At 75.2% G+C, this 19,357-nt stretch carries 15 protein-coding genes and 1 riboswitch; of the genes, 6 read left to right on the forward strand and 9 right to left on the reverse strand.

Going from position 1 to position 19,357, the window contains the following annotated elements; all coding sequences use genetic code 11:
- Nucleotides 1–29: 29 nt before the first annotated feature.
- The 3 genes from ACWEQL_RS14010 to ACWEQL_RS14020 are packed head-to-tail and all read right to left on the reverse strand — an operon-like array spanning nucleotide 30 to nucleotide 3,384.
- Nucleotides 30–1,550, reverse strand: coding sequence for a precorrin-2 C(20)-methyltransferase (locus tag ACWEQL_RS14010; protein WP_452150478.1), 1,521 nt, complete (start codon nucleotides 1,548–1,550; stop codon nucleotides 30–32).
- Nucleotides 1,547–2,173 carry a precorrin-8X methylmutase gene (locus ACWEQL_RS14015; protein WP_452150479.1) on the reverse strand — a complete coding sequence of 209 codons (627 nt, stop codon included), beginning with the start codon at nucleotides 2,171–2,173 and terminating at the stop codon, nucleotides 1,547–1,549. The genes ACWEQL_RS14010 and ACWEQL_RS14015 overlap by 4 nt, the downstream gene beginning before the upstream one ends.
- Nucleotides 2,170–3,384, reverse strand: a complete 1,215-nt coding sequence (locus ACWEQL_RS14020) for a hypothetical protein (RefSeq protein WP_452150480.1) — start codon at nucleotides 3,382–3,384, stop codon at nucleotides 2,170–2,172. Before ACWEQL_RS14020 ends, ACWEQL_RS14015 begins: the two co-directional genes overlap by 4 nt.
- Before the next feature lie 152 nt (nucleotides 3,385–3,536).
- A riboswitch (cobalamin riboswitch) is annotated at nucleotides 3,537–3,622 on the forward strand.
- Nucleotides 3,623–3,897: 275 nt separating this feature from the next.
- Between ACWEQL_RS14020 and cobN the strand changes: the two genes are divergently transcribed.
- Together cobN and lnt are read left to right on the forward strand one after the other, a co-directional pair.
- Nucleotides 3,898–7,515, forward strand: coding sequence for a cobaltochelatase subunit CobN (cobN, locus tag ACWEQL_RS14025; RefSeq protein ID WP_452150481.1), 3,618 nt, complete (start codon nucleotides 3,898–3,900; stop codon nucleotides 7,513–7,515).
- Nucleotides 7,516–7,702: 187 nt separating this feature from the next.
- The gene (lnt, locus tag ACWEQL_RS14030) at nucleotides 7,703–9,241 is read left to right on the forward strand and encodes an apolipoprotein N-acyltransferase (RefSeq protein ID WP_452150482.1); all 1,539 of its coding nucleotides are present in this window, start codon (nucleotides 7,703–7,705) and stop codon (nucleotides 9,239–9,241) included.
- Here the strand turns inward: lnt and ACWEQL_RS14035 are convergent.
- Together ACWEQL_RS14035 and ACWEQL_RS14040 are read right to left on the reverse strand one after the other, a co-directional pair.
- Nucleotides 9,217–9,981 (reverse strand): VOC family protein, encoded by a 765-nt coding sequence (locus ACWEQL_RS14035; protein WP_452150483.1) that lies wholly within the window; start codon nucleotides 9,979–9,981, stop codon nucleotides 9,217–9,219. The genes lnt and ACWEQL_RS14035 overlap by 25 nt on opposite strands.
- Nucleotides 9,982–10,049: 68 nt before the next feature.
- Complete coding sequence (locus ACWEQL_RS14040; RefSeq protein WP_452150484.1) at nucleotides 10,050–10,958, reverse strand: NADP-dependent oxidoreductase; 909 nt, start codon at nucleotides 10,956–10,958, stop codon at nucleotides 10,050–10,052.
- Nucleotides 10,959–11,251: 293 nt separating this feature from the next.
- Here ACWEQL_RS14040 and ACWEQL_RS14045 point away from each other — a divergent pair, with 293 nt between their 5' ends.
- Entirely contained in the window at nucleotides 11,252–11,902 is a 651-nt protein-coding gene (locus tag ACWEQL_RS14045; protein WP_452150485.1) for a class I SAM-dependent methyltransferase, read from the forward strand.
- A gap of 49 nt (nucleotides 11,903–11,951) precedes the next feature.
- Here ACWEQL_RS14045 and ACWEQL_RS14050 read toward each other — a convergent pair whose 3' ends face one another.
- Entirely contained in the window at nucleotides 11,952–12,821 is an 870-nt protein-coding gene (locus tag ACWEQL_RS14050; RefSeq protein ID WP_452150486.1) for an AraC family transcriptional regulator, read from the reverse strand.
- A gap of 322 nt (nucleotides 12,822–13,143) precedes the next feature.
- Between ACWEQL_RS14050 and ACWEQL_RS14055 the strand changes: the two genes are divergently transcribed.
- Nucleotides 13,144–13,665: a DUF2199 domain-containing protein gene (locus ACWEQL_RS14055; protein ID WP_452150487.1), complete on the forward strand. Its 522-nt coding sequence runs from the start codon at nucleotides 13,144–13,146 to the stop codon at nucleotides 13,663–13,665.
- A 32-nt stretch (nucleotides 13,666–13,697) separates the two neighbouring features.
- Here ACWEQL_RS14055 and ACWEQL_RS14060 read toward each other — a convergent pair whose 3' ends face one another.
- Nucleotides 13,698–14,972 (reverse strand): hypothetical protein, encoded by a 1,275-nt coding sequence (locus ACWEQL_RS14060; protein ID WP_452150488.1) that lies wholly within the window; start codon nucleotides 14,970–14,972, stop codon nucleotides 13,698–13,700.
- A 160-nt stretch (nucleotides 14,973–15,132) separates the two neighbouring features.
- On the opposite strand from ACWEQL_RS14060, the gene ACWEQL_RS14065 reads away from it, so the two are divergent.
- Complete coding sequence (locus tag ACWEQL_RS14065; protein WP_452150489.1) at nucleotides 15,133–15,909, forward strand: hypothetical protein; 777 nt, start codon at nucleotides 15,133–15,135, stop codon at nucleotides 15,907–15,909.
- A gap of 162 nt (nucleotides 15,910–16,071) precedes the next feature.
- Nucleotides 16,072–16,767, forward strand: coding sequence for a GTP cyclohydrolase II (locus tag ACWEQL_RS14070; protein WP_452150490.1), 696 nt, complete (start codon nucleotides 16,072–16,074; stop codon nucleotides 16,765–16,767).
- Nucleotides 16,768–16,797: 30 nt separating this feature from the next.
- Here the strand turns inward: ACWEQL_RS14070 and ACWEQL_RS14075 are convergent, their stop codons facing one another.
- Both ACWEQL_RS14075 and ACWEQL_RS14080 read right to left on the reverse strand, forming a co-directional pair.
- Nucleotides 16,798–18,024 carry an FAD-dependent oxidoreductase gene (locus ACWEQL_RS14075; protein ID WP_452150491.1) on the reverse strand — a complete coding sequence of 409 codons (1,227 nt, stop codon included), beginning with the start codon at nucleotides 18,022–18,024 and terminating at the stop codon, nucleotides 16,798–16,800.
- The gene (locus ACWEQL_RS14080) at nucleotides 18,021–19,319 is read right to left on the reverse strand and encodes a carboxylate--amine ligase (protein ID WP_452150492.1); all 1,299 of its coding nucleotides are present in this window, start codon (nucleotides 19,317–19,319) and stop codon (nucleotides 18,021–18,023) included. The genes ACWEQL_RS14075 and ACWEQL_RS14080 overlap by 4 nt, the downstream gene beginning before the upstream one ends.
- Between the last annotated feature and the right edge of the window lie 38 nt (nucleotides 19,320–19,357).

The following is a 19,357-nucleotide window of genomic DNA, read 5'->3' on the forward strand; positions in this document are numbered from 1 at the left end:
AAGGCGGACCATCCCGCCGCGCACGGGGCTCACGCCTCCGGGTACCTGCGGGGGGTCCAGACCACGTCGGGGTTGGTGCCGCGGGGGTGGTGGCGGGTCTGCGAGGAGCCGATGAGCAGGATCGTCCGCATGTCGATCTGGGCGGGGTCGAGCTCGCCGAGGCGCACGGTGCGGACCCGCTCGGTCGGCCCGCCGACGTCCCGGGCCATCACCACGGGGGTGTCCGGGCCGCGGTACTCCAGGAGCAGGTCGCGGGCGCGCCCCACCTGGGTGGTGCGGGACTGCGAGCCGGGGTTGTAGAGGGCGAGCACCAGGTCGGCCTCCGCGGCGGCGCGCAGCCGCTTCGCCACGACCTCCCAGGGCTTGAGCCGGTCGGAGAGCGAGACCACCGCGTAGTCGTGGCCGAGCGGCGCGCCGGCCCGGGAGGCGGCGGCGTGTGCGGCGGTCATGCCGGGCACGACCCGTACGGGCACCTCGCGGTACTGCTCCTCGCAGGCGACCTCCAGGACGGCGGTGGCCATGGCGAAGACGCCCGGGTCGCCGGAGGACACCACGGCCACCCGGTGGCCCCGGCGGGCGAGGTCGAGGGCGAACTCGGCGCGCTCGGACTCCACCTTGTTGTCGGAGCCGTGCCGCCGCTGGCCGGGGCGCTCGGGCACCCGGTCCAGGTAGGTGGTGTAGCCGACCAGGTCGGTGGCCTCGGCCAGGGCGCCGCGCGCCTCGGGGGTGAGCCAGAGCGGGCCGGCCGGGCCGGTGCCGATGACGGTGACGCTGCCCGTGCCCTCCGGCACGGGCGCCGGGGCCTCCAGCGGCGCGACCTTGCTGGGCAGCACGGCCACCGAGAAGTACGGCACGGAGTCGGCGTCCACCTCGGCCAGCGGCAGGGTGCGCTCGCCGTCCATGAACGCCCGCTCGACGTACCGGGCGTCGGCGAGCCGGCCGGCCCGCTCCAGGGCGCGGCGCACGGTGGGGAAGGTGCGGCCGAGCTTCATGATGACGGCCGAGTCGGCGGAGGCGATCCGCGCGGTCAGCTCCTCCTCGGGCAGCGTGCCCGGGATGATCGTCAGGGTCTCCTCGGCCTCGGTGAGCGGCTGCCCGAGCCGGGCGGCGGCGGCGCTGACCGAGGTCACGCCGGGCACCACCTCGGTCGGGTAGCGGTGCGCGAGGCGCTTGTGCATGTGCTGGTAGGAGCCGTAGAACAGCGGGTCGCCCTCGGCGAGCACGACCACGTTCCGGCCGGCGTCCAGGTGGGCGGCGAGCCGGGCGGCGGCCTCCTCGTAGAAGTCGTCCAGCGCGCCCCGGTAGCCGCCGGGGTGGTCGGTGGTCTCGACCGTGATCGGGTAGACCAGCTTCTCCTCGATCTGGCCGCCGGTCAGGTAGCGCTCGGCGATCGAGCGCGCGATGGAGCGGCCGTGCCGGGCGCTGTGGTACGCGACCACATCGGCCTTGCCGATGAGGTCGGCGGCGCGGACGGTGATCAGGTCCGGGTCGCCGGGGCCCAGTCCGACGCCGTACAGCCGGCCCGTGCCGCCATTCTGACGCTCCGTCACTCTTCCTCACTCGCAATCGCGTTGATGGCGGCGGCGGCGATCGCGCTGCCGCCGCGGCGGCCGCGAACCACCAGGTGCTCCAGGCCGGCGGGGTGCTCGGCCAGGGCCTGCTTGGACTCGGCGGCCCCGATGAAGCCGACCGGGACCCCGATCACCGCGGCCGGGCGCGGGGCGCCCGCCTCGATCATCTCCAGCAGCCGGAACAGCGAGGTCGGCGCGTTGCCGACGGCCACCACCGCGCCCTCCAGCCGGGGCAGCCACAACTCCATGGCGGCGGCGCTGCGGGTGTTGCCCATCCGCTGCGCCAGCTCGGGCACCGAGGGGTCGGTGAGGGTGCAGATGACCTCGTTGTCCGCCGGCAGCCGCTTGCGGGTGACCCCGCTGGCCACCATGTTGACGTCGCAGAGGATCGGCGCACCGGCGTGCAGCGCGGCGCGCGCGGAGGCGACCACGCCGGGCGAGTACACCAGGTCCTCGACCAGGTCGGTCATGCCGCAGGCGTGGATCATCCGCACGGCGACCCGGGACACGTCCGCGGGCAGCGCGGCCAGGTCGGCCTCGGCCCGGATGGTGGCAAAGGACTGGCGGTAGATGGACGCGCCGTCCTTCTCGTACTCGATCACTTCGTGGTCCTCCGGGCCTCGGCGACCGCCTCGGCCATCTCCTCGTTCGTCACGTCCACGGCGGCGCGCTGCCCCGCCGGGACGCCTTCCACCGTCACCCGGTACCCCTGCCCGGTCGCCAGCACGTCCACCCACCGTCCGGCGGGATGTCCGCAACGCCGCTCGCAGCCCGACCAGTGCACCGGCAGGCCGCCGGTCGGGGCGGCGGCCAGCGCCCGGGCCGCGTCGGCCCGGACGTCGGCCAGGGACGACGCGCACTGCGGCGCCCCGGTACAGGCGGTGGCCCGCTCCCACGCGGGGTCGGACACCGTCCGGAAACCCGCCGCGGCCAGGTCGGCGAGCCGCTCGGCGCCGGCGCCGGGCAGCACCACCCCCCGCCACGGGGTGAGCCTCAGCTCGCCCTCGGCGGCGTCGGCCAGCACCCGCCACTGGGCGGAGGTCGCCGGCCCGAAGCCCTGGGCGACCGAGAGGCCGCCCGGCACCGCGCCCAGCACCGGCGGCGCGCCGGGGAACTCAGGCAGCGTCACGGTGCCGGCCGGCAGCAGGTCCGGCACCTCCCGCAGGTGCCAGGCCTGGCGGCCGGTGGCGCGCAGCGCGGCCAGGAAGTCGTGGGCGGCCGCCAGCGCGGCGTCCACGGCCCGGTCGGCCGGGACGGGCCGGGCGGCGGCCGAACGGGCCAGCCGCAGCAGGGCCGTGCCGTCCGGGCCTGCGATCAATGTCACATCGGCGTTCAGCGCGGCCACGTCGCCGCGTCCGTCGTCCAGCGCGAACAGGAACTTGCCGGACAGCGCGGCCGCCCACGGGCTCGCGCAGAGCCCGGCGTCCAGCTCCCGCGCCCAGGCCCGCACATCGGCGTGGCCGCCGGCCGGACCGGGCGAGGCGACGATGTTGCGCACCCGCTCGTGGGTGTCGGAGGGCAGCAGCCCGACGGCCCGCAGCCGCCCGGCGAGTTCGCCGCCGCAGTCCGAACCGAGGCCGCGCAACTGGACGTTGCCGCGGGAGGTGATCTCCACGTGGCCGTCGCCGAGCGCCTGCGCGGCGTCGGCCAGCGCGAGCGCCTGATCCCGCGTCAGCAGCCCGCCGGGCAGGCGGACCCGGGCCAGCGCGCCGTCGGCGGCGGTGTGCAGACGAAGGGCCCCCGGGCAGGCGTCCGCACGGGCCCGGTCTGGCGGCGCGGCGCCCGGCACGGCGGCGTCGGGTTCGGGTGGCATGGCGGCGAGCATACAGATGATCCGATGGGCTGCCTCCGTACCGTCGCTCACACCCCCGACCGGCCCGACCGGCACTCCCCCGGGCCGTCCGGACCCCGTACGATGCTGCCGGGCGGCCCCGCGGCCGCCCGCACGCCAGCGACGGCGCAGGGGAGGAAACCGGTGCAAACCCGGTGCGGTCCCGCCACTGTGACCGCGGTTCACCGGAACACCGGGGAGCCGCGGGAGCCAGGAACTCCTGCCGTCCTCCACCGGCCCGGGGCGCGGACCCCGAGGAAGGCTTGAAGCCATGCGCCGCCGCATGCCCGCGCTCGCGGTCCTGTCCACCGTGACTCGCCCGCTCGCCTCCGGGCGCTCGGACCCGCCGTCGACGATCGCCCTCCCTGCCCGCCACCGGGCAGGAGGGGCCCACGCTCCGGCACTCCTTCCTTCGTCAGTCGCTTGTCACTCGTCACTTTCAACGCCGGCGCGCCCTTCGGCTCGGGGCGGCTCCGAGGCCGGGAGGGCCTTCGCATGATCCTGCTGCTGTCGACGTCCGACACCGACCTGCTCAGCGCCCGCGCCGCCGAAGGTGCGGTCCGTTACCGCCTCGGCAACCCGGCCCGGCTGACGCCCGAGGACCTGCCCGACCTGCTGGAGGGCACCGACCTGGTCGTGGTCCGCCTGCTCGGCGGCCGCCGCGCCTGGCAGGAGGGCCTGGACGCGCTGCTGGCCGGCCCCCGCCCGGTCGTCGTGCTGACCGGTGAGCAGGCCCCCGACGCCCAGCTGATGGAGCTGTCCACCGTCCCCGCCGGCATCGCCGCCGAGGCGCACGCCTACCTCGCCCACGGCGGCGCGGCCAACCTCGCCGAGCTGGCCGCCTTCCTCTCCGACACCGTGCTGCTCACCGGCCACGGCTTCGCCCCGCCCGCCTCCGCGCCGGCCTGGGGCCCGCTGGAGCGCGAGGCCCGGACGACCGAGGGCCCGAGCATCGCGGTGCTCTACTACCGCGCCCACCACATGAGCGGGAACACCGCCTTCGTCGAGACCCTCTGCCGGGCCGTCGAGGACCAGGGCGCGCGGGTGAGGGCGTACTACTGCGCCTCGCTGCGCGGCGCCGAGCCCGAGCTGCTGGCCGCCCTCGGCGAGGCCGACGCCATCGTCACCACCGTGCTCGCCGCCGGCGGCACCCGCCCGGCCGACGCCCAGGCCGGCGGGGACGAGGAGGCCTGGGACGCGGGCGCGCTGGCCGCGCTGGACCGCCCGATCCTCCAGGCGCTCTGCCTGACCTGGTCGCGCGCCCAGTGGGAGGCCAGCGACGACGGCCTCTCCCCGCTGGACACCGCCACCCAGATCGCCGTGCCGGAGTTCGACGGCCGCCTGATCACCGTCCCGTTCTCCTTCAAGGAGCTGGACGAGGACGGCCTGACCGTCTACGCCGCCGACCCCGAGCGCGCCGCCCGGGTGGCCGGCGTGGCCGTCCGGCACGCCCGGCTGCGGCACGTCCCGGCCGCCGAGCGCCGGCTCGCCCTGGTGCTCTCCGCGTACCCGACCAAGCACGCCCGGGTCGGCAACGCGGTCGGCCTGGACACCCCGGCCAGCGCCGTGCGCCTGCTGGAGCGGCTGCGCGAGGAGGGCATGGACCTCGGCACCGGGCTGCCGGGCCTCGACGTCACCGGCGACGAGGACACCCACGAGGGCGACGCCCTGATCCACGCGCTGATCGCGGCCGGCGGGTACGACCAGGACTGGCTGACCGAGGACCAGCTCGCCCGCAACCCGGTGCGCATCCCCGCCGCCGACTACCGCCGCTGGTACGCCGGGCTGCCGCAGGGGCTGCGCGAGCAGGTCGAGGAGCACTGGGGCCCGGCGCCCGGCGAGCTGTACGTCGACCGCTCGCAGAACCCGGACGGCGACATCGTGCTCGCCGCGATCCGCTCCGGCAACCTGCTGGTCCTCATCCAGCCGCCGCGCGGCTTCGGCGAGAACCCGGTCGCCATCTACCACGACCCGGACCTCCCGCCCTCCCACCACTACCTCGCCGCCTACCGCTGGATCGAGGCGGCCCAGGAGGACGGCGGCTTCGGCGCCCACGCGGTCATCCACCTGGGCAAGCACGGCAACCTGGAGTGGCTGCCCGGCAAGACCGCCGCGCTGTCCGCCGAGTGCGGCCCGGACGCCGTCCTCGGCGACCTGCCGCTGATCTACCCCTTCCTGGTCAACGACCCGGGCGAGGGCACCCAGGCCAAGCGCCGCGCCCACGCCACCCTGGTCGACCACCTGGTGCCGCCGATGGCCCGCGCCGACTCCTACGGCGACATCGCCCGCCTGGAGCAGCTGCTCGACGAGCACTCCAACATCGCCGCGATGGACCCGGCCAAGCTGCCGGCGATCCGCGCCCAGATCTGGACCCTGATCCAGGCCGCCAAGCTCGACCACGACCTCGGTCTGGAGGAGCGGCCCGAGGACGACGGCTTCGACGACTTCCTGCTGCACGTCGACGGCTGGCTCTGCGAGGTCAAGGACGCCCAGATCCGCGACGGCCTGCACGTGCTCGGCCAGGCCCCGAGCGGCACCGACCGGGTCAACATCGTGCTGGCCATCCTGCGCGCCCGCCAGATCTGGGGCGGTGTCAGCGCGCTGCCCGGCCTGCGCGAGGCGCTCGGCCTGGACGAGGCCGCCCTGACCCTGGGCGCCACCGACGCCGCCGAGGCCAGGGCCCGCGCCCTGGTCGAGGCGATGGAGGCCGCGGACTGGGCGCCCGAAGCGGTGGCGAAGGTCGCCGAGGGCCTGCCGGAGGCCGTCCACGAGGTGCTGGCCTTCGCCGCCACCCAGGTCGTGCCGCGCCTGGCCGCCACCACCGACGAGCTGGGCGCCGTGCTGCACGCGCTGCGCGGCGGCTTCGTCCCGGCCGGGCCGTCCGGCTCGCCGCTGCGCGGCCTGGTGAACGTGCTGCCGACCGGCCGCAACTTCTACTCGGTCGACCCCAAGGCCGTCCCCTCCAAGCTGGCGTGGGAGACCGGCCAGGCGCTCGCCGCCTCGCTGGTCGAGCGCTACCGGGCCGACAACGACGGCGCCTACCCGCCCTCGGTGGGCCTGTCGCTGTGGGGCACCAGCGCGATGCGCACCGCCGGCGACGACATCGCCGAGGCCTTCGCGCTGCTGGGCGTGCGCCCGGTCTGGGACGACGCCTCGCGCCGGGTCACCGGTCTGGAGGCGATCGGCCCGGAGGAGCTGGGCCGTCCGCGCATCGACGTCACCCTGCGCATCTCCGGCTTCTTCCGGGACGCCTTCCCGCACGTGGTCGCCCTGCTGGACGACGCCGTCCGGCTGGCCGCCGCCCAGGAGGAGGCGGACGCGGACAACTACGTGCGCGCCCACGTCCAGGCGGACCTGGCGGTGCACGGCGACGAGCGCAAGGCCACCGTCCGCGTCTTCGGCTCCCGCCCGGGCACGTACGGGGCCGGCCTGCTCCAGCTGATCGACAGCCGCGACTGGCGCACCGACGCCGACCTGGCCGAGGTGTACACGGTCTGGGGCGGCTACGCGTACGGGCGCGGGCTGGACGGGCGGCCGGCGCGCGAGGAGATGGAGACCGCGTACAAGCGGATCACCGTCGCCGCCAAGAACACCGACACCCGCGAGCACGACATCGCCGACTCGGACGACTACTTCCAGTACCACGGCGGCATGGTCGCCACCGTCCGGGCGCTCACCGGCAAGGCCCCGACCGCGTACATCGGCGACTCGACCCGCCCGGAGACCGTCCGGACCAGGACGCTGACCGAGGAGGCGGCCCGGGTCTTCCGCGCCCGCGTGGTCAACCCGCGCTGGATCGAGGCCATGCGCCGGCACGGCTACAAGGGCGCCTTCGAGATGGCGGCGACCGTCGACTACCTGTTCGGCTACGACGCCACCACGGGCGTGGTCGCCGACTGGATGTACGAGAAGCTGACCGAGGAGTACGTGCTGGACCCGGTCAACCGGGAGTTCCTGGCCGGCGCCAACCCGTGGGCGCTGCACGGCATCAGCGAGCGGCTGCTGGAGGCGGCCTCGCGCGGGCTGTGGGAGAAGCCGGACCCGGCGCTGATCGAGCAGCTCCAGGCGGCGTTCCTGGAGACCGAGGGCGACCTGGAGGGCGGCGAGGGCTGATCCCCGCCTCCCGTCGTGGACGGGCCGCGTGCCGCCGGGCGCGCGGCCCGTCGGCGTTCCCGGGGCGTACGCCGGGGCGCGGTCACCGGAGAGGACCGGCCCCGCCGGCGCGCGGGCCGTCGGAGAAACCCGGCGCCCACCGGCGCGCGGCCTGTTCACCCGCCCGGCCCGAGCGGACAATCGGAGCGTGCCATTCCGACGCGCCCTCGCCCAGCCCGCCCGGTACGCCGCGCTCGCCTCCGGCGCCCTCCCGGTGCTCGCCTTCCCCGCTCCCGGCCAGGCCTGGTTCGCCTGGATCGCCCTCGTCCCCGGACTGCTGCTGATGCAGCGCGCGCCCAGCGGGCGGGAGGCGGCGGTGCGCGGCTGGTGGTTCGGCGCCGGCTTCATCCTGGTCGCCATGTACTGGCTGGTGCCCTCCATCGGCCCGGGCCTGCTGCCGCTCGCCCTGCTCTTCGGCTCCCTCCAGGCCGGCGTCGGCCTCGCCGTGTGGGCGCTGCTGCACCGGCCGCCGACCCCCGCCCGGGCCGCCGCCGCGCTGCTCGTCGTCCCCGCCGTCTGGCTGACCACCGAGTACGCCCGCTCGCTGCCCGCCCTCGGCGGCCCCTGGGCCCTGCTCGGCGCCACCCAGTGGCAGCACCCCACCGTGCTGGCGCTGGCCTCGGTCGGCGGGGTCTGGCTGATCAGCGCCGCCGTCGTCGCCGTCAACACCGGCGTCCTGATCGCGCTGACCGCCGCGCCCTGGCGCCCCCGCGCGCTGGCCGCCGGCGCCACGGTGCTGATCCTGCTGGCCGGCCCGCTGCTGTTCGCCCTGCGCCCCGCGCCCGCCCCCGCCGGGTACGCGACCGTGGCGCTCGTCCAGGCCGGGGTGGTCGAGGACCCGGCGGAACGCTTCGAGGCCAGCGCCCGCGCCACCGAAGCCCTCGCCGGGCAGCCGCTCGACCTGGTCGTCTGGGGCGAGAGCAGCACCACCACCGACCTGCAGCGCGACACCGCGGTGCTGGACCGGCTGCGCGCCCTGTCCCTCACCGTCGGCGCGCAGCTGCTGGTCAACGAGGACGCCCGGACCGCCGACGGCCGGATCTCCAAGGACGCCGTGCTGATCGGCCCGGACGGCATCCTCGACCGCTACCGCAAGATCCGCCTGGTGCCCTTCGGCGAGTACATCCCGCTGCGCCCGGCGCTCGGCTGGCTGGCCGGGATCTCCCGGGCGGCCGGCGAGAACCGGCTGCCCGGCACCGGCTTCCACCCGCTGCCCGCCGTCGGCCGGGCCGGCGCGCCGCTGCCCGTCGGCACCCTGATCTGCTTCGAGTCGGCCTTCCCCGACATGGCCCGCACCGCCGCCCGCGAGGGCGCCCGGGTGCTCGTCTACCAGTCCTCGACCTCGACCTTCCAGTCCACCTGGGCCCCCGAGCAGCACGCCTCGCTGGCCGCCCTGCGCGCCGCCGAGACCGGCCGCCCCGCCGTGCAGGCCGCGCTCACCGGCGTCTCCGCCGCCTTCGACCCGCAGGGCCGCGAGCTCGCCCGGCTCGGCACCGACGCGCACGGCGCGCTCACCGTACGACTGCCGCTCACCGCGCCCGGCACCCTCACCTGGTACGACCGGCTGGGCGACGTGGTGCCGCAGGCCGCGCTCGTGGTCACCGCCGGCGCGGCGGCCTTCGGACTGCGCCGCCGCCACCGGCCGGCGGCGCGGCCGGCCGATCAGCCCTCCGTACCCGCCGGGTAGACCCCGAACGCCGCCCCCTGCGGGTCGCGCAGGACCGCGATGCGCGGCCCGCCGGGGACGTCGGTGGGCGGCATCATCACGTCCGCGCCCAGGTTGCCCGCCCGGAACGCGGTCACGTCCACGTCCGCCACCGAGAAGTACGGCAGCCAGTGCGGCGGCACCTGGGGCGGGAAGCGGTCGTCCATGGTCATCATCCCGCCGAAGTCCAGCCCCTCCAGACCCCACTGGGTGTACGAGTCGGAGGGGTTGACCGTCCAGCCGAGCACCGCCGGGTAGAACGCCTTCGCGCCCTCGGCGTCCCGGGTCAGCAGTTCCACCCAGCCGAGCGCGCCCGGCGCGTTGAACACCCCGGCGCCGGCCAGCTCCGCGCCCTGCCAGAGCCCGAACACCGCGCCGGAGGGATCCGCGGCGATCACGAAGCGGCCCCAGTCCAGCGCCGGCGACGGCGGCACGATCAGCCGCCCGCCCGCCGCGGTGACCCGGACGGCCGCCGCCTCGACGTCGTCCACCGCGAAGGAGACCGTCCAGGCGGTCGGCTGCTCGGGCCCCATCAGCGGGGTGACCGAGGCGGCCATCGCCCCGCCCAGCTTCATGAAGGTGTAGCCGCCGGCCTCGGGCCGCTCGTCGGTCTCGGGCCGCCAGCCGAACAGCTCACCGTAGAACCGCCTGGCGAGGGTCGGCTCACTCGTGCCCAGCTCCACCCAGCAGGGGCCGCCGGTCCTCAGGTCGTCGAACTTCATCGGGTCGGTTCCGTTCTCCCGTGGTGCTGTCCGGTTCCGGGCTCTGGGGTTCTGGGGTTCTGGGGTTCTCAGGCGATGTCCAGGACGAGCTTCCCCCGGACGTGCCCCGACTCCACCAGCGCCATCGCCTCCGCCGCGTGCGCCAGCGGGTAGCGGCCGGTGATGTGCGGGTCCAGCTCGCCGGCGGCCACCAGGGCGGCGAGCGCCGCCAGGCTCTGCGAGGTGGTGCTCCGGGTGATGTACCGCCCGCCCAGTTCGGTGGCGGTCGCCGGGTCGACGGTGCTGACCAGCCGTCCCCGGTCGGCCAGGGTCCCGACGGCGTCGCGCAGGTCCTCCCCGCCGATCAGGTCGAGGATCCCGTCCACCCCGTCGGGCGCCGCCGCCCGGATCCGCTCGGCCACCCCCGGGCCGTACCGCACCTGCGTCGCGCCCAGCGACTCCACGAAGGCCCGCTTGGCGTCGCTCGCCGTCCCGATCACCCGGATCCCGAGGCTGCGGGCGATCTGCGCCGCCGCGCTGCCCACACCACCCGCGATCCCGAGGATCAGCAGCGTCTGCCCGGAGCCGAGCCCGATGTCCCGTACGCCGTCGTCCGCGGTCGCCGCCGCCACCGGCAGCGCGGCCGCCTGGGCGAAGGACACGCCCTCGGGCTTCAGCGCGGTCAGCCGGGTGATCAGCAGCGCCTGCTCGGCGAAGGCGCCCTCGGCGGTGGTCCCGAACACCTCGTCGCCCGGGGTGAAGCCCTCCACCCCCGGCCCGACCTGCTCGATCACACCCGCCGCCTCCGAGCCCATCACCGCCGGCAGCTCGCGGTCCCGCCCGTACGTCCCCTGCCGGAGCTTCCAGTCGAACGGGTTCACCCCGGCCGCCCGGACGGCGATCCGCACCTGGCCCGCCGCCGGCTCCGGCGCCGGCCGGTCCAGGAACTCCTGGGTCTCCGGCCCGCCGTAGTCGACGAATCCGAACGCCTTGGACATCGTTGATCGCACTCCCTCGGGTAGGCGGCACACCCCCGGGGCCCAGCATGCGGCCCCCGCCCGCCCCGGGCCGCCCGCTGCTGCGCCGAACGGGGGCGGGCGCTGCCGGTGGCGGGGCCGGCGGGCGCCGGACCGGCGGGCCCGTCCCGCTCCACGCCGACCGTGACGGCGGAGGCCCGGTCGACGGGCCGGCCCACCTGGCCGTCCGGGGCTGCTCCGGGGTTGCTCCGGGGCTGCTCCGGGGACGGAGAAACCCCTGCGGGCCGGGTCAACTCCTGTGCCATGCTGGCGGTATGACGACCACCAGGGAACACGTCCGTCGCAGCTACGACACCGTCGCCGAGGAGTACCGCCGCCGCATCGGTGACGAGCTCGCCGGCAAGCCGCTCGACCGCGCGCTGCTCGCCGCGCTCGTCGAGGACGTGGAGCCCGGGGACTCGGTGGCCGACCTGGGCTGCGGGCCCGGCCACGTGACCGGCTGGCTCGTGGAGCGGACGGCCGGGCGCGGGGTGGACGTGGTGGGTGTCGACCTGTCGCCCGGGATGGTGGAGGTGGCCCGGCGGGAGCACCCGGAGGCCGACTTCCGGGTCGGTGACCTGCTGGAACTCCCGGCGAAGGACGGCGAGTTCGCCGCCGCCGTCGCCCTCTACTCGGTGATCCACCTCGCACCCGGCGAACTCGGCCGGGCGTTCGCCGAACTGCGCCGCGTCCTGCGCCCCGGCGGCCGGGCGCTGGTCTCCTTCCACATCGGCGCGGAGGTCCGGCACCTGGACGAGTGGTGGGGCCACCCGGTGGACGTGGACTTCCACTTCCTCGACGTCGGGAACGTGACCGCGGAGCTGACGGCCGCCGGCCTCGCCGTCGAGGCCCGCCTGGAACGCGAGCCCGGCCCGGACGAGGCGCAGACCCGCCGGGCGTACCTGCTGGCCCGCCGCACCGACTGAGCGGCACGGCGGGCCGGGCTTCACGGCGGTCCGAGCTGAACGGCGGGGCTCAGACCTCCCGCTCCACCGGGATCCACAGCTGGGCCTCGGCCTGCGAGCCGTCCGCGGACAGCGCCGTCCGCAGCAGCTCCGGACCCGGCCGGCTGCGGTACGGGTTCGACGGGAACCACTCGGTGAACACGTCCCGCCACAGGTACTGCAGGGCCTGCGGGAACGGCCCCGAACCGTCGAACACCGCCCAGGCGCCCGCCGGGACCTCCAGCACGTCCAGGTCCCCGTCCACCGCGCCCTCCGGACCGGCCACCACCGCGTGGTAGTAGTCCAGTTCGGTGCCCTCGGCGCGGCTCGCGTCGAAGTCCGCGACCACCGACACGATCCCGCCCGGTTCGCCCGCCGACAGCGCGGCGATCCGCCCGACCGTCTCCGGCGGAATGCCCCGGATGAACGCGGCGATCGCCGGGTTCACCCCCTCGTGCACCAGCGGCACCCGAGCCTTCAGGCCGACCACCCGGAACGCGTCCCGCTCCACGAGTCGGTACTCCATGCTGCTACTCCCCTCGATGATGAGCCGGAAGGACATCCGGGGCTGGGAGGTCAGCACCGCCCCCGCCCGCCGGGCCTCCCCCGGGCCGACCCCGTGCACCGCACGGAACGCCCGGGCGAAGGCCTCGCCGGAGGTGTAGCCGTAGCGCACCGCGATCTCCAGCAGCGTCCGCTCCCCCGCGAGCACCTCGGCGCCCGCGACGGTCAGCCGCCTGCGCCGGACGTACTCGGAGAGCGGCATCCCGGCGAGCGCCGAGAACATCCGCCGGAAGTGGTACTCCGACGTGAGAGCGATCCGCGCCAGCTCGGCGCCGTCGATCCTCCCGTCCAAGTGCCGCTCGATGTGCTCCATGGCCTGGTTGAGGCGCTCCAGCATCCCTGCCCCCGTCCTTCCCTTACCGATCACCACCGTAGGGAGGACCCACCCTGCCGCACCCGACATCCTCTGCCCGGAACGGTCGGGTCAGGGCTTGTCTGACAATTCGCGTCGGATGAGCGCGCGGCGGTGGGGTGCGTGCATCGCAAGGCGGAGGTGGGGGCACCTCCCGGCCGGAGGCTGGGGGCGGAGTCCATGCGGTGGGGGCACCTCCCGGCCGAAGGCTGGGGGAGTGCGTGCCCTGGGGGCACCTCCCGGCCGAAGGCTGGGGGAGCGTCGCGCGCCTGGCGGGAATTGTCAGACAAGCCCTAAGCTGCACGCCATGTCCACCCCGCATGACCAGCACGATCACACCTGCACCTGCTGCGGCGCCGCGCAGGACGGCCCCCCGATGTCGTACGGCGCCCCCGCGCCCGCCGCCTGGAAGTCCCGCTACAACCTGCGCCGGGACAGCGAGCTGACCCCCGACCAGTGCGTCATCAAGGACAGCCACTTCTTCGTGCACGGGCTGATCGAGATCCCGGTGCACGACAGCCCGGACGGCGAGCCGTTCTCGTGGGGCGTGTGGGTGTCGCTGAGCGAGGCCAACTTCGGCCGGATGCACGACCTGTGGGAGAGCCCCGAGCGCGAGCAGGAGCTGCCGTACTTCGGCTGGCTCTCCACCGAGCTCTCGCTCTACCCGGAGTCGACGATCAACCTGAAGACCAACGTCCACACCCGGGCGGTCGGCCTGCGTCCGCTCGTCGAGCTGGAGCCGACCGACCACCCGCTCGCGGTGGAGCAGCGCGAGGGCATCACCATGGCGCGGGTGCGGGAGTTCGCCTCCCTGCTGCTGCGGGGCTGAACCCCCGGGGGCCGCCCGACCCCGGGGGCCGCTCAGGAGCCGTCGGCGCGCACCGCGTAGACGTAACGGCTCCCCGCGTACTCGCTGAGGTTCCAGACCACCGACTCGGCGTACTTCCAGGTCGTGGTGGCCGAGCTGTGGAAGCTGAGGTCCTCGCAGCCGACCGCCAGCCGGCCGACGGTGGAGGGCGTGTCGGCGCCCGAGGCCACCGCGCGCAGGGAGCCGTTGCCGGAGCCGTTGCTGGTGGCCAGGTAGTGCCTCTTCTGCTGGGACACCACGCCCTGGATCTTGCCCTGCTTCACGGTCACCGCCTCGGAGGCCGTGGTGGAGCCGAGCCTGCGGGTGGTGTGGTCGAGGTCGAAGCGGACCACCTTGGGCGTGGTGATCTTCGTACCGTCGCCGTTCCACCCGGTGCCCGCGTAGTCGACGACGGGGTTGGCGAGGTCGACCGCGTACTCGCTGACGGTGAGGCTGTCGGGCGTGGAGGCCCGGTCCAGTCCGAGGCAGGAGTAGCGCAGCAGCGTGCCGGTGTTGTCGTACGCGCCGCTCTGCGGGAGGACGTAGCGGTAGTCGTAGGCGTAGTACTTGCCGTCGGCGTCGAGGCCGCAGACGTCCGGCTTGCCGGAGCTCACCTCGAAGATCGTGTCGAGGTCGAAGACGCGCAGGCCCTTGGTGGTGTCCACCATGTAGAGCAGGTTGCCGTACCAGAGGATCCCGCCCGCGTGCCGCTGCACGGGCGCGTAGCCGTACGCGCCGGAGGCGGTCTTCACCGGCTCCACCAGCAGCACGTGCCGGTACTTGGGGGCGGTCGGAGTGGTGAAGTCCACGAAGGAGACCCGGACACCCTTGTTGATCGCGAAGTCGGGGGTGCCGTCCCCGTCCGGGTCGGTGTCGAAGTACCAGGAGACCAGGACCACCCGCTTCCCGCCCCACACCCCGGAGCCGAGCGCGTCCGCGCTGGTGGTGACGCCCTGCGGCATCCACTCCGCCACCCCCTGGTCCCCCGGGTTCCAGGTGAAGCCGTCCTGGAACGCCTGCACCCCCGAGGGCGCCGAGGTCAGTCGCGCGGCGTCCCGGTTGGCGTTGGCCAGCACGTCGGCCACGGTGACCTTCGGCAGCCTGCCGGCCAGGCCGGCGGCGAGCGAGGCGTACGTCCCGTGGCCGTTGGACAGCCGCTCGGCGAGCGTGAACCGACCCGGCGTGATCGTCGCCGCCTCGGCCGCGGCCGGCGCGACCGCGGCCCCGGCGAAGGCGGCGAGGGGGGTGGCGGCGAGGCCCTTGATGATCGTCCTGCGTGACATGGTCATGGAGTCAGAACGTAGACGACCCGACCCGACGGGGAGGCCGGTTCAGCCGATGTGCGCGGAGTCTTCACCTGGCCCACGGAGTCCGCCGTCCTGGTCGGCGATCCCGGCCGGGACGGAGCCCGTTTGACGCGGGAGCGGGTCGGCCCCCATCGTTCGCCTCATGATCAGCACCCCCGCCGACGCATCGCCCGCCTCCGACGCATCGGACACCGCCGACGCCCCCGCAGACCCGCCCGTCGACCCGCCCGTCGAAACCGCCGCCGACCGGCTGAAGGCCCGTTGGACGGAGCCCGACGCCCCCGTGCCGCCGTGGTACCGGCGGGTGCGGCGACGGACCTGGATACGGGTGGGCGGTGCGGCCGGCGCGCTCGTGGCGGCGGGGACGCTGATGACGGTCCTGGGGCCGGACGATCCGGCGCGGTACCGGCTGGACCCGCCGCAGAGCATCGGCGAGCTCACCCGGGACCCCGACCCCCAGGGCCGGTTCGCGGCGATGGACCGGGAGATGTTCCCGGACCTGCCCGGCATGCTGCGCTTCCGGGAGCACTTCGTGACCGGCTACCGGGTGCCCGGCGCGGAGGAGGCGGACATCCTCGTGGTCGGTGCGACCGGTTCGTTCGCCGGTCCGGTCGAGGAACTGCACGGCCTGCTCTGGGCCTCGGCCGGGAACGAGGCCGCCCCCTCGCCGATGGCCGGCGACCCCTCCCCCAGGGGCTACGCCGTCTTCGACCCCGGCCCGCTCGGCGGCTACCTCAAGTGCGCGGCGCTCGGCACTGCGCCGAAGGTGACCCCGATCTGCGCCTGGGCGGACCAGAGCGGCACCACCCTCGGCAGCGTCAGCGACATCGGCCGGTACGGGACCGCTCTCGACCTCCCGGCGCTGGCCGAGCGCACCCGGACGATCCGCGCGGCGATGACCCATCGCGTCGAACCGTAGGGGGTCGGGCCACAGGGGGGCGGGCCGGGCCCGGGAACAGCCGGGCGGACACCGGTGTTCGGAGCGACGGCCGGACGGCCTCGATCATCCCAGTTGTTCAAATTGGAACGACCGGGTACGGTCAAGGCCCCGCCCGGCCCGACGACCACCGGAGGCCCCTCCATGCAGCAGCCCGGCACCGCCACCGTGCGCTCCCGCGTGCGCATCCCCCTGACGTTCCCGGACGGCTACCGCACCGAGGCCGAGGTGTTCACCTTCCACGGCCTCGCCGACGGCGCCGAGCACCTGGCCCTCGCCCTCGGCGACGCCAGGACCGCGGACGGCGCCGGGGCCGCGGACGGCACCGGGACGACCGGGGCAGGCACCGGGACGACCGGGGCCGCCGGCACCCCGCTGGTGCGGCTGCACTCGGAGTGCCTGACCGGCGACGTGTTCGGCTCCGACCGCTGCGACTGCGGGCCCCAGCTGCGCGAATCGGTGGAGAGCATCGCGCGGACCGGCGGCTACCTGCTCTACCTGCGGCAGGAGGGCCGCGGCATCGGCCTGTACAACAAGCTCGACGCGTACGCCCTGCAGGACTCCGGCCTCGACACCTACGACGCCAACACCGCCCTCGGCCTGCCCGAGGACGGCCGCGACTACACCGCGGCCGCCCAGATGCTCACCGCGCTCGGCGTTCCCGTCATCGACCTGCTGAGCAACAACCCCGACAAGGCCGCCCAGCTCGCCGCGCTCGGCATCGCCGTCGAGCGGCGGGTGCCCACGGGGGTCCACCTGTCGGAGAGCAACGTCCGCTACCTCCGCGCCAAGGTGGAGCGCACCGGCCACTCCATCGAGCTGTCCCGCCTCGTGGGCTGACGCGGCCCGGCCGACCGGGAGCGGTGCGCCCTACCCGCCCGCCGCGAGCGAGCGGGTGATCCGCCGCGAGGCGAAGCCCGTCCCGGCGACGAAGCGCATCAGCGGGCCGAAGGTGTCGGCCGCGGACAGGCCCGTGAAGTACAGGCCGGGGACGGAGGACTCGAAGCCGGCCGTGAGCCGCGGGGCGCCCCCGTTGCGGTGGGCGACGGCCCGGCGCAGCACGGGATCGAGGTGGTCGAGCCGGCCGACGTCCACCTGGTAGCCGGTGGCGACCAGCACCTGGTCGACGTCCAGCCGCTCGGTGGTCCCGCGCAGGTGGAGCCGGACCCGGCCGTCGGCGGCCTCGGCGGACAGCAGCTCGTGGCCGGTGAGCACCGGGAACCTGCCGGTCATCCGCTCGCGCAGCCACCAGCCGCCGGAGGGGCCGAGGATGGTGCGCACGAAGTGGGCCCGGGTGGCGTCGGGCAGGTGGCGGAAGGCGCCGGTGGCCCGGCTGAAGGCGGCGAAGGACCAGCCGGGGCCGAGCGGGGAGGCCGGTTTGGCCAGCCGGACGGGCCAGGGCCGCTCGCTCGGCAGGTCGCTGTCGGGCGGGTCCCCGAAGAGCAGCCGGGGTGCGCGGGCGACGAGGACGGGTTCGGCGCCGGCCTCGTGCATGAGGGTGGCGCTCTCCAGCGCGGACTGGCCGGCGCCGATCACCGCGACCCGCTGGCCGGCGAACTTCGCCAGGTCCGCGTGCTCGGAGGTGTGCGAGGCGAGGCCGGCGCCGACCAGCGGCAGCAGTTCGGCGGGGATCCGCGCGTACGGGGGGAAGCCGCTGGCGAGGACGACGGCGCGGGCGGTGAACTCCTCGCCGGTGTCCAGTTCGAGCCGGTACCCGCCGGGTTCGCGCCCGCTGGCCGGGATCGGGGCGACCCGGAGCACGGCGGTCTGCTCGACCTCGGGCACGCACAGCCGCTGGAACCACTCGCCGTAGCGGACGAACTCGTCCAGCGGGATGACGTAGCGGTCGCCCACCGGCGGCAGGCCCTGGGCGGCGCGGAAGGCGTCGAGGCCGTACCGGCCGGCCGGGTCGGAGATCGAGGACGCCCGGGGGGTGGACTTCAGGAACATCCCGGCGGGCATCCGGGCCCGCCAGCTTCCCATCGGCACGCCCATGACGCGCACCGGCACGTCCCGGTTCTTCAGGTGTGCCGCGACGGACAGTCCGTACGGTCCCGCGCCGACCACGGCGACGGGGACACTCCTGGTTCCGATCATGACGAGCCTCCTATCGCTCGGGCGGATTCTCGGGGGGACCCCCGGAACGGCAGCCGGGCCGCCACCGGGGAGGACACCTGCCGGGCCACCCGCTGGATCGCCTGGCCGGTGAAGCGGACCGTCATCGCGGCCGCGGGGGCGGGGTCGTCGCGGCAGAGCCAGGCCCGTTCGGTGGACCGGCGGGGCCGCAGGTCGGCGGGCGGACGGCGGTCGTGCCACGTCCCGACGGCCGCGGAGAGCAGATCGAGCTGGCCGACACCGTAGTAGCGGCTCAGCTGCGGCCCGCGGGGCACCGGGCGGCCGGTCAGCGACAGGTGGAGGGCCCGGACGACGTCCACGCCGTCCACCGTCTCGAAGAGGCGGAACTGGGCGCCGGTGCGGGGGTTGAAGTCGAGCAGCTTGTACCGGCCGTCGCGCAGGTCCAGCCGCCAGTCCAGGTCGGCGATGCCGCTGAAACCGGTGGCGCGGCAGAGCCCGGCGGCCAGCTCGGCCAGCTCGGGGTTGGGCACCGCGACGGCACGGGTGGTGAAGCCGCCGGAGGTCGGGTACGAGCGCAGCTTCCGTCCGGTGAACACGGCCAGCGGTTCGCCGTCGGCGCCGCAGCACAGGTGCGTGATCCAGTGCTCGGTCCGCTCGTCCGGCAGGAACTCCTGGACGAGCACCGACAGCGGGCCCCGCGAGGGGCAGTGATCGAGCAGTTCGCCCTCGTCGCGCACGATCGTGGTGTGCCCGACCACCGGGTCGCTCAGCCGGGTGAACGGCGCCAGGTTCTTCAGCACCAGCGGGTAGCCGCAGGCGGCGGCGGCCTTCACCAGCTCGTCCCGGTCGCCCGGCGTGGCGCTGCGCGGCGTCGGGACGCCGTACCGCAGGCAGGTGGTGTGCAGCGTGCCCTTGTCGGCGAGCCGTCGTGGCAGCCCGGCCGGCACCGGCGGCAACAGGAAGTACGGCGCCAGGTCGTCGGCGTGCTCGGCGAGCAGCACGGCCGCCTCGTCGTCCGTGGGCACGGCGACGCTGCGGCGGCCGAACTCCCCGACGAGTTGCCGGCCGACGTCCCGGAAGGTCCCGACCAGGTGCTCGTCCGGCTCCCGGCCGCTGGTGGGGCGGACGATCGCCCGGGACAGGTAGCGCGAGAGCGCCGTCGGGGTCATCCGGTCCTCGACCATCGCCCGGACCGGGACTCCGGCCCGGCCCAGGGAGCGGACCACGCCGACCGGACCGTGCGCGAGTGGGTAGTGGCCCACCTTGACCAGCAGGACCGGAGTCTTCCGGTCGAGCTCGGGGCTGGTTCGGTTCACGGGATCCAACTCTCTCTCGTGTGGTGCCTCGCCGGTGT

The sequence above is a fragment of the Kitasatospora sp. NPDC004240 genome, from assembly GCF_053603215.1.

Bases quoted from the DNA above. Each gene is read 5' to 3' on its own strand.
- ACWEQL_RS14020 (WP_452150480.1), bottom strand. From the start codon at position 3,384: ATGCCACCCGAACCCGACGCCGCCGTGCCGGGCGCCGCGCCGCCAGAC.
- ACWEQL_RS14055 (WP_452150487.1), top strand. From the start codon at position 13,144: ATGTCCACCCCGCATGACCAGCACGATCACACCTGCACCTGCTGCGGC.
- cobN (WP_452150481.1), top strand. From the start codon at position 3,898: ATGATCCTGCTGCTGTCGACGTCCGACACCGACCTGCTCAGCGCCCGC.
- ACWEQL_RS14075 (WP_452150491.1), bottom strand. From the start codon at position 18,024: ATGATCGGAACCAGGAGTGTCCCCGTCGCCGTGGTCGGCGCGGGACCG.
- ACWEQL_RS14035 (WP_452150483.1), bottom strand. From the start codon at position 9,981: ATGAAGTTCGACGACCTGAGGACCGGCGGCCCCTGCTGGGTGGAGCTG.
- ACWEQL_RS14040 (WP_452150484.1), bottom strand. From the start codon at position 10,958: ATGTCCAAGGCGTTCGGATTCGTCGACTACGGCGGGCCGGAGACCCAG.
- ACWEQL_RS14070 (WP_452150490.1), top strand. From the start codon at position 16,072: ATGCAGCAGCCCGGCACCGCCACCGTGCGCTCCCGCGTGCGCATCCCC.
- ACWEQL_RS14065 (WP_452150489.1), top strand. From the start codon at position 15,133: ATGATCAGCACCCCCGCCGACGCATCGCCCGCCTCCGACGCATCGGAC.
- ACWEQL_RS14060 (WP_452150488.1), bottom strand. From the start codon at position 14,972: ATGACCATGTCACGCAGGACGATCATCAAGGGCCTCGCCGCCACCCCC.
- ACWEQL_RS14050 (WP_452150486.1), bottom strand. From the start codon at position 12,821: ATGCTGGAGCGCCTCAACCAGGCCATGGAGCACATCGAGCGGCACTTG.
- ACWEQL_RS14045 (WP_452150485.1), top strand. From the start codon at position 11,252: ATGACGACCACCAGGGAACACGTCCGTCGCAGCTACGACACCGTCGCC.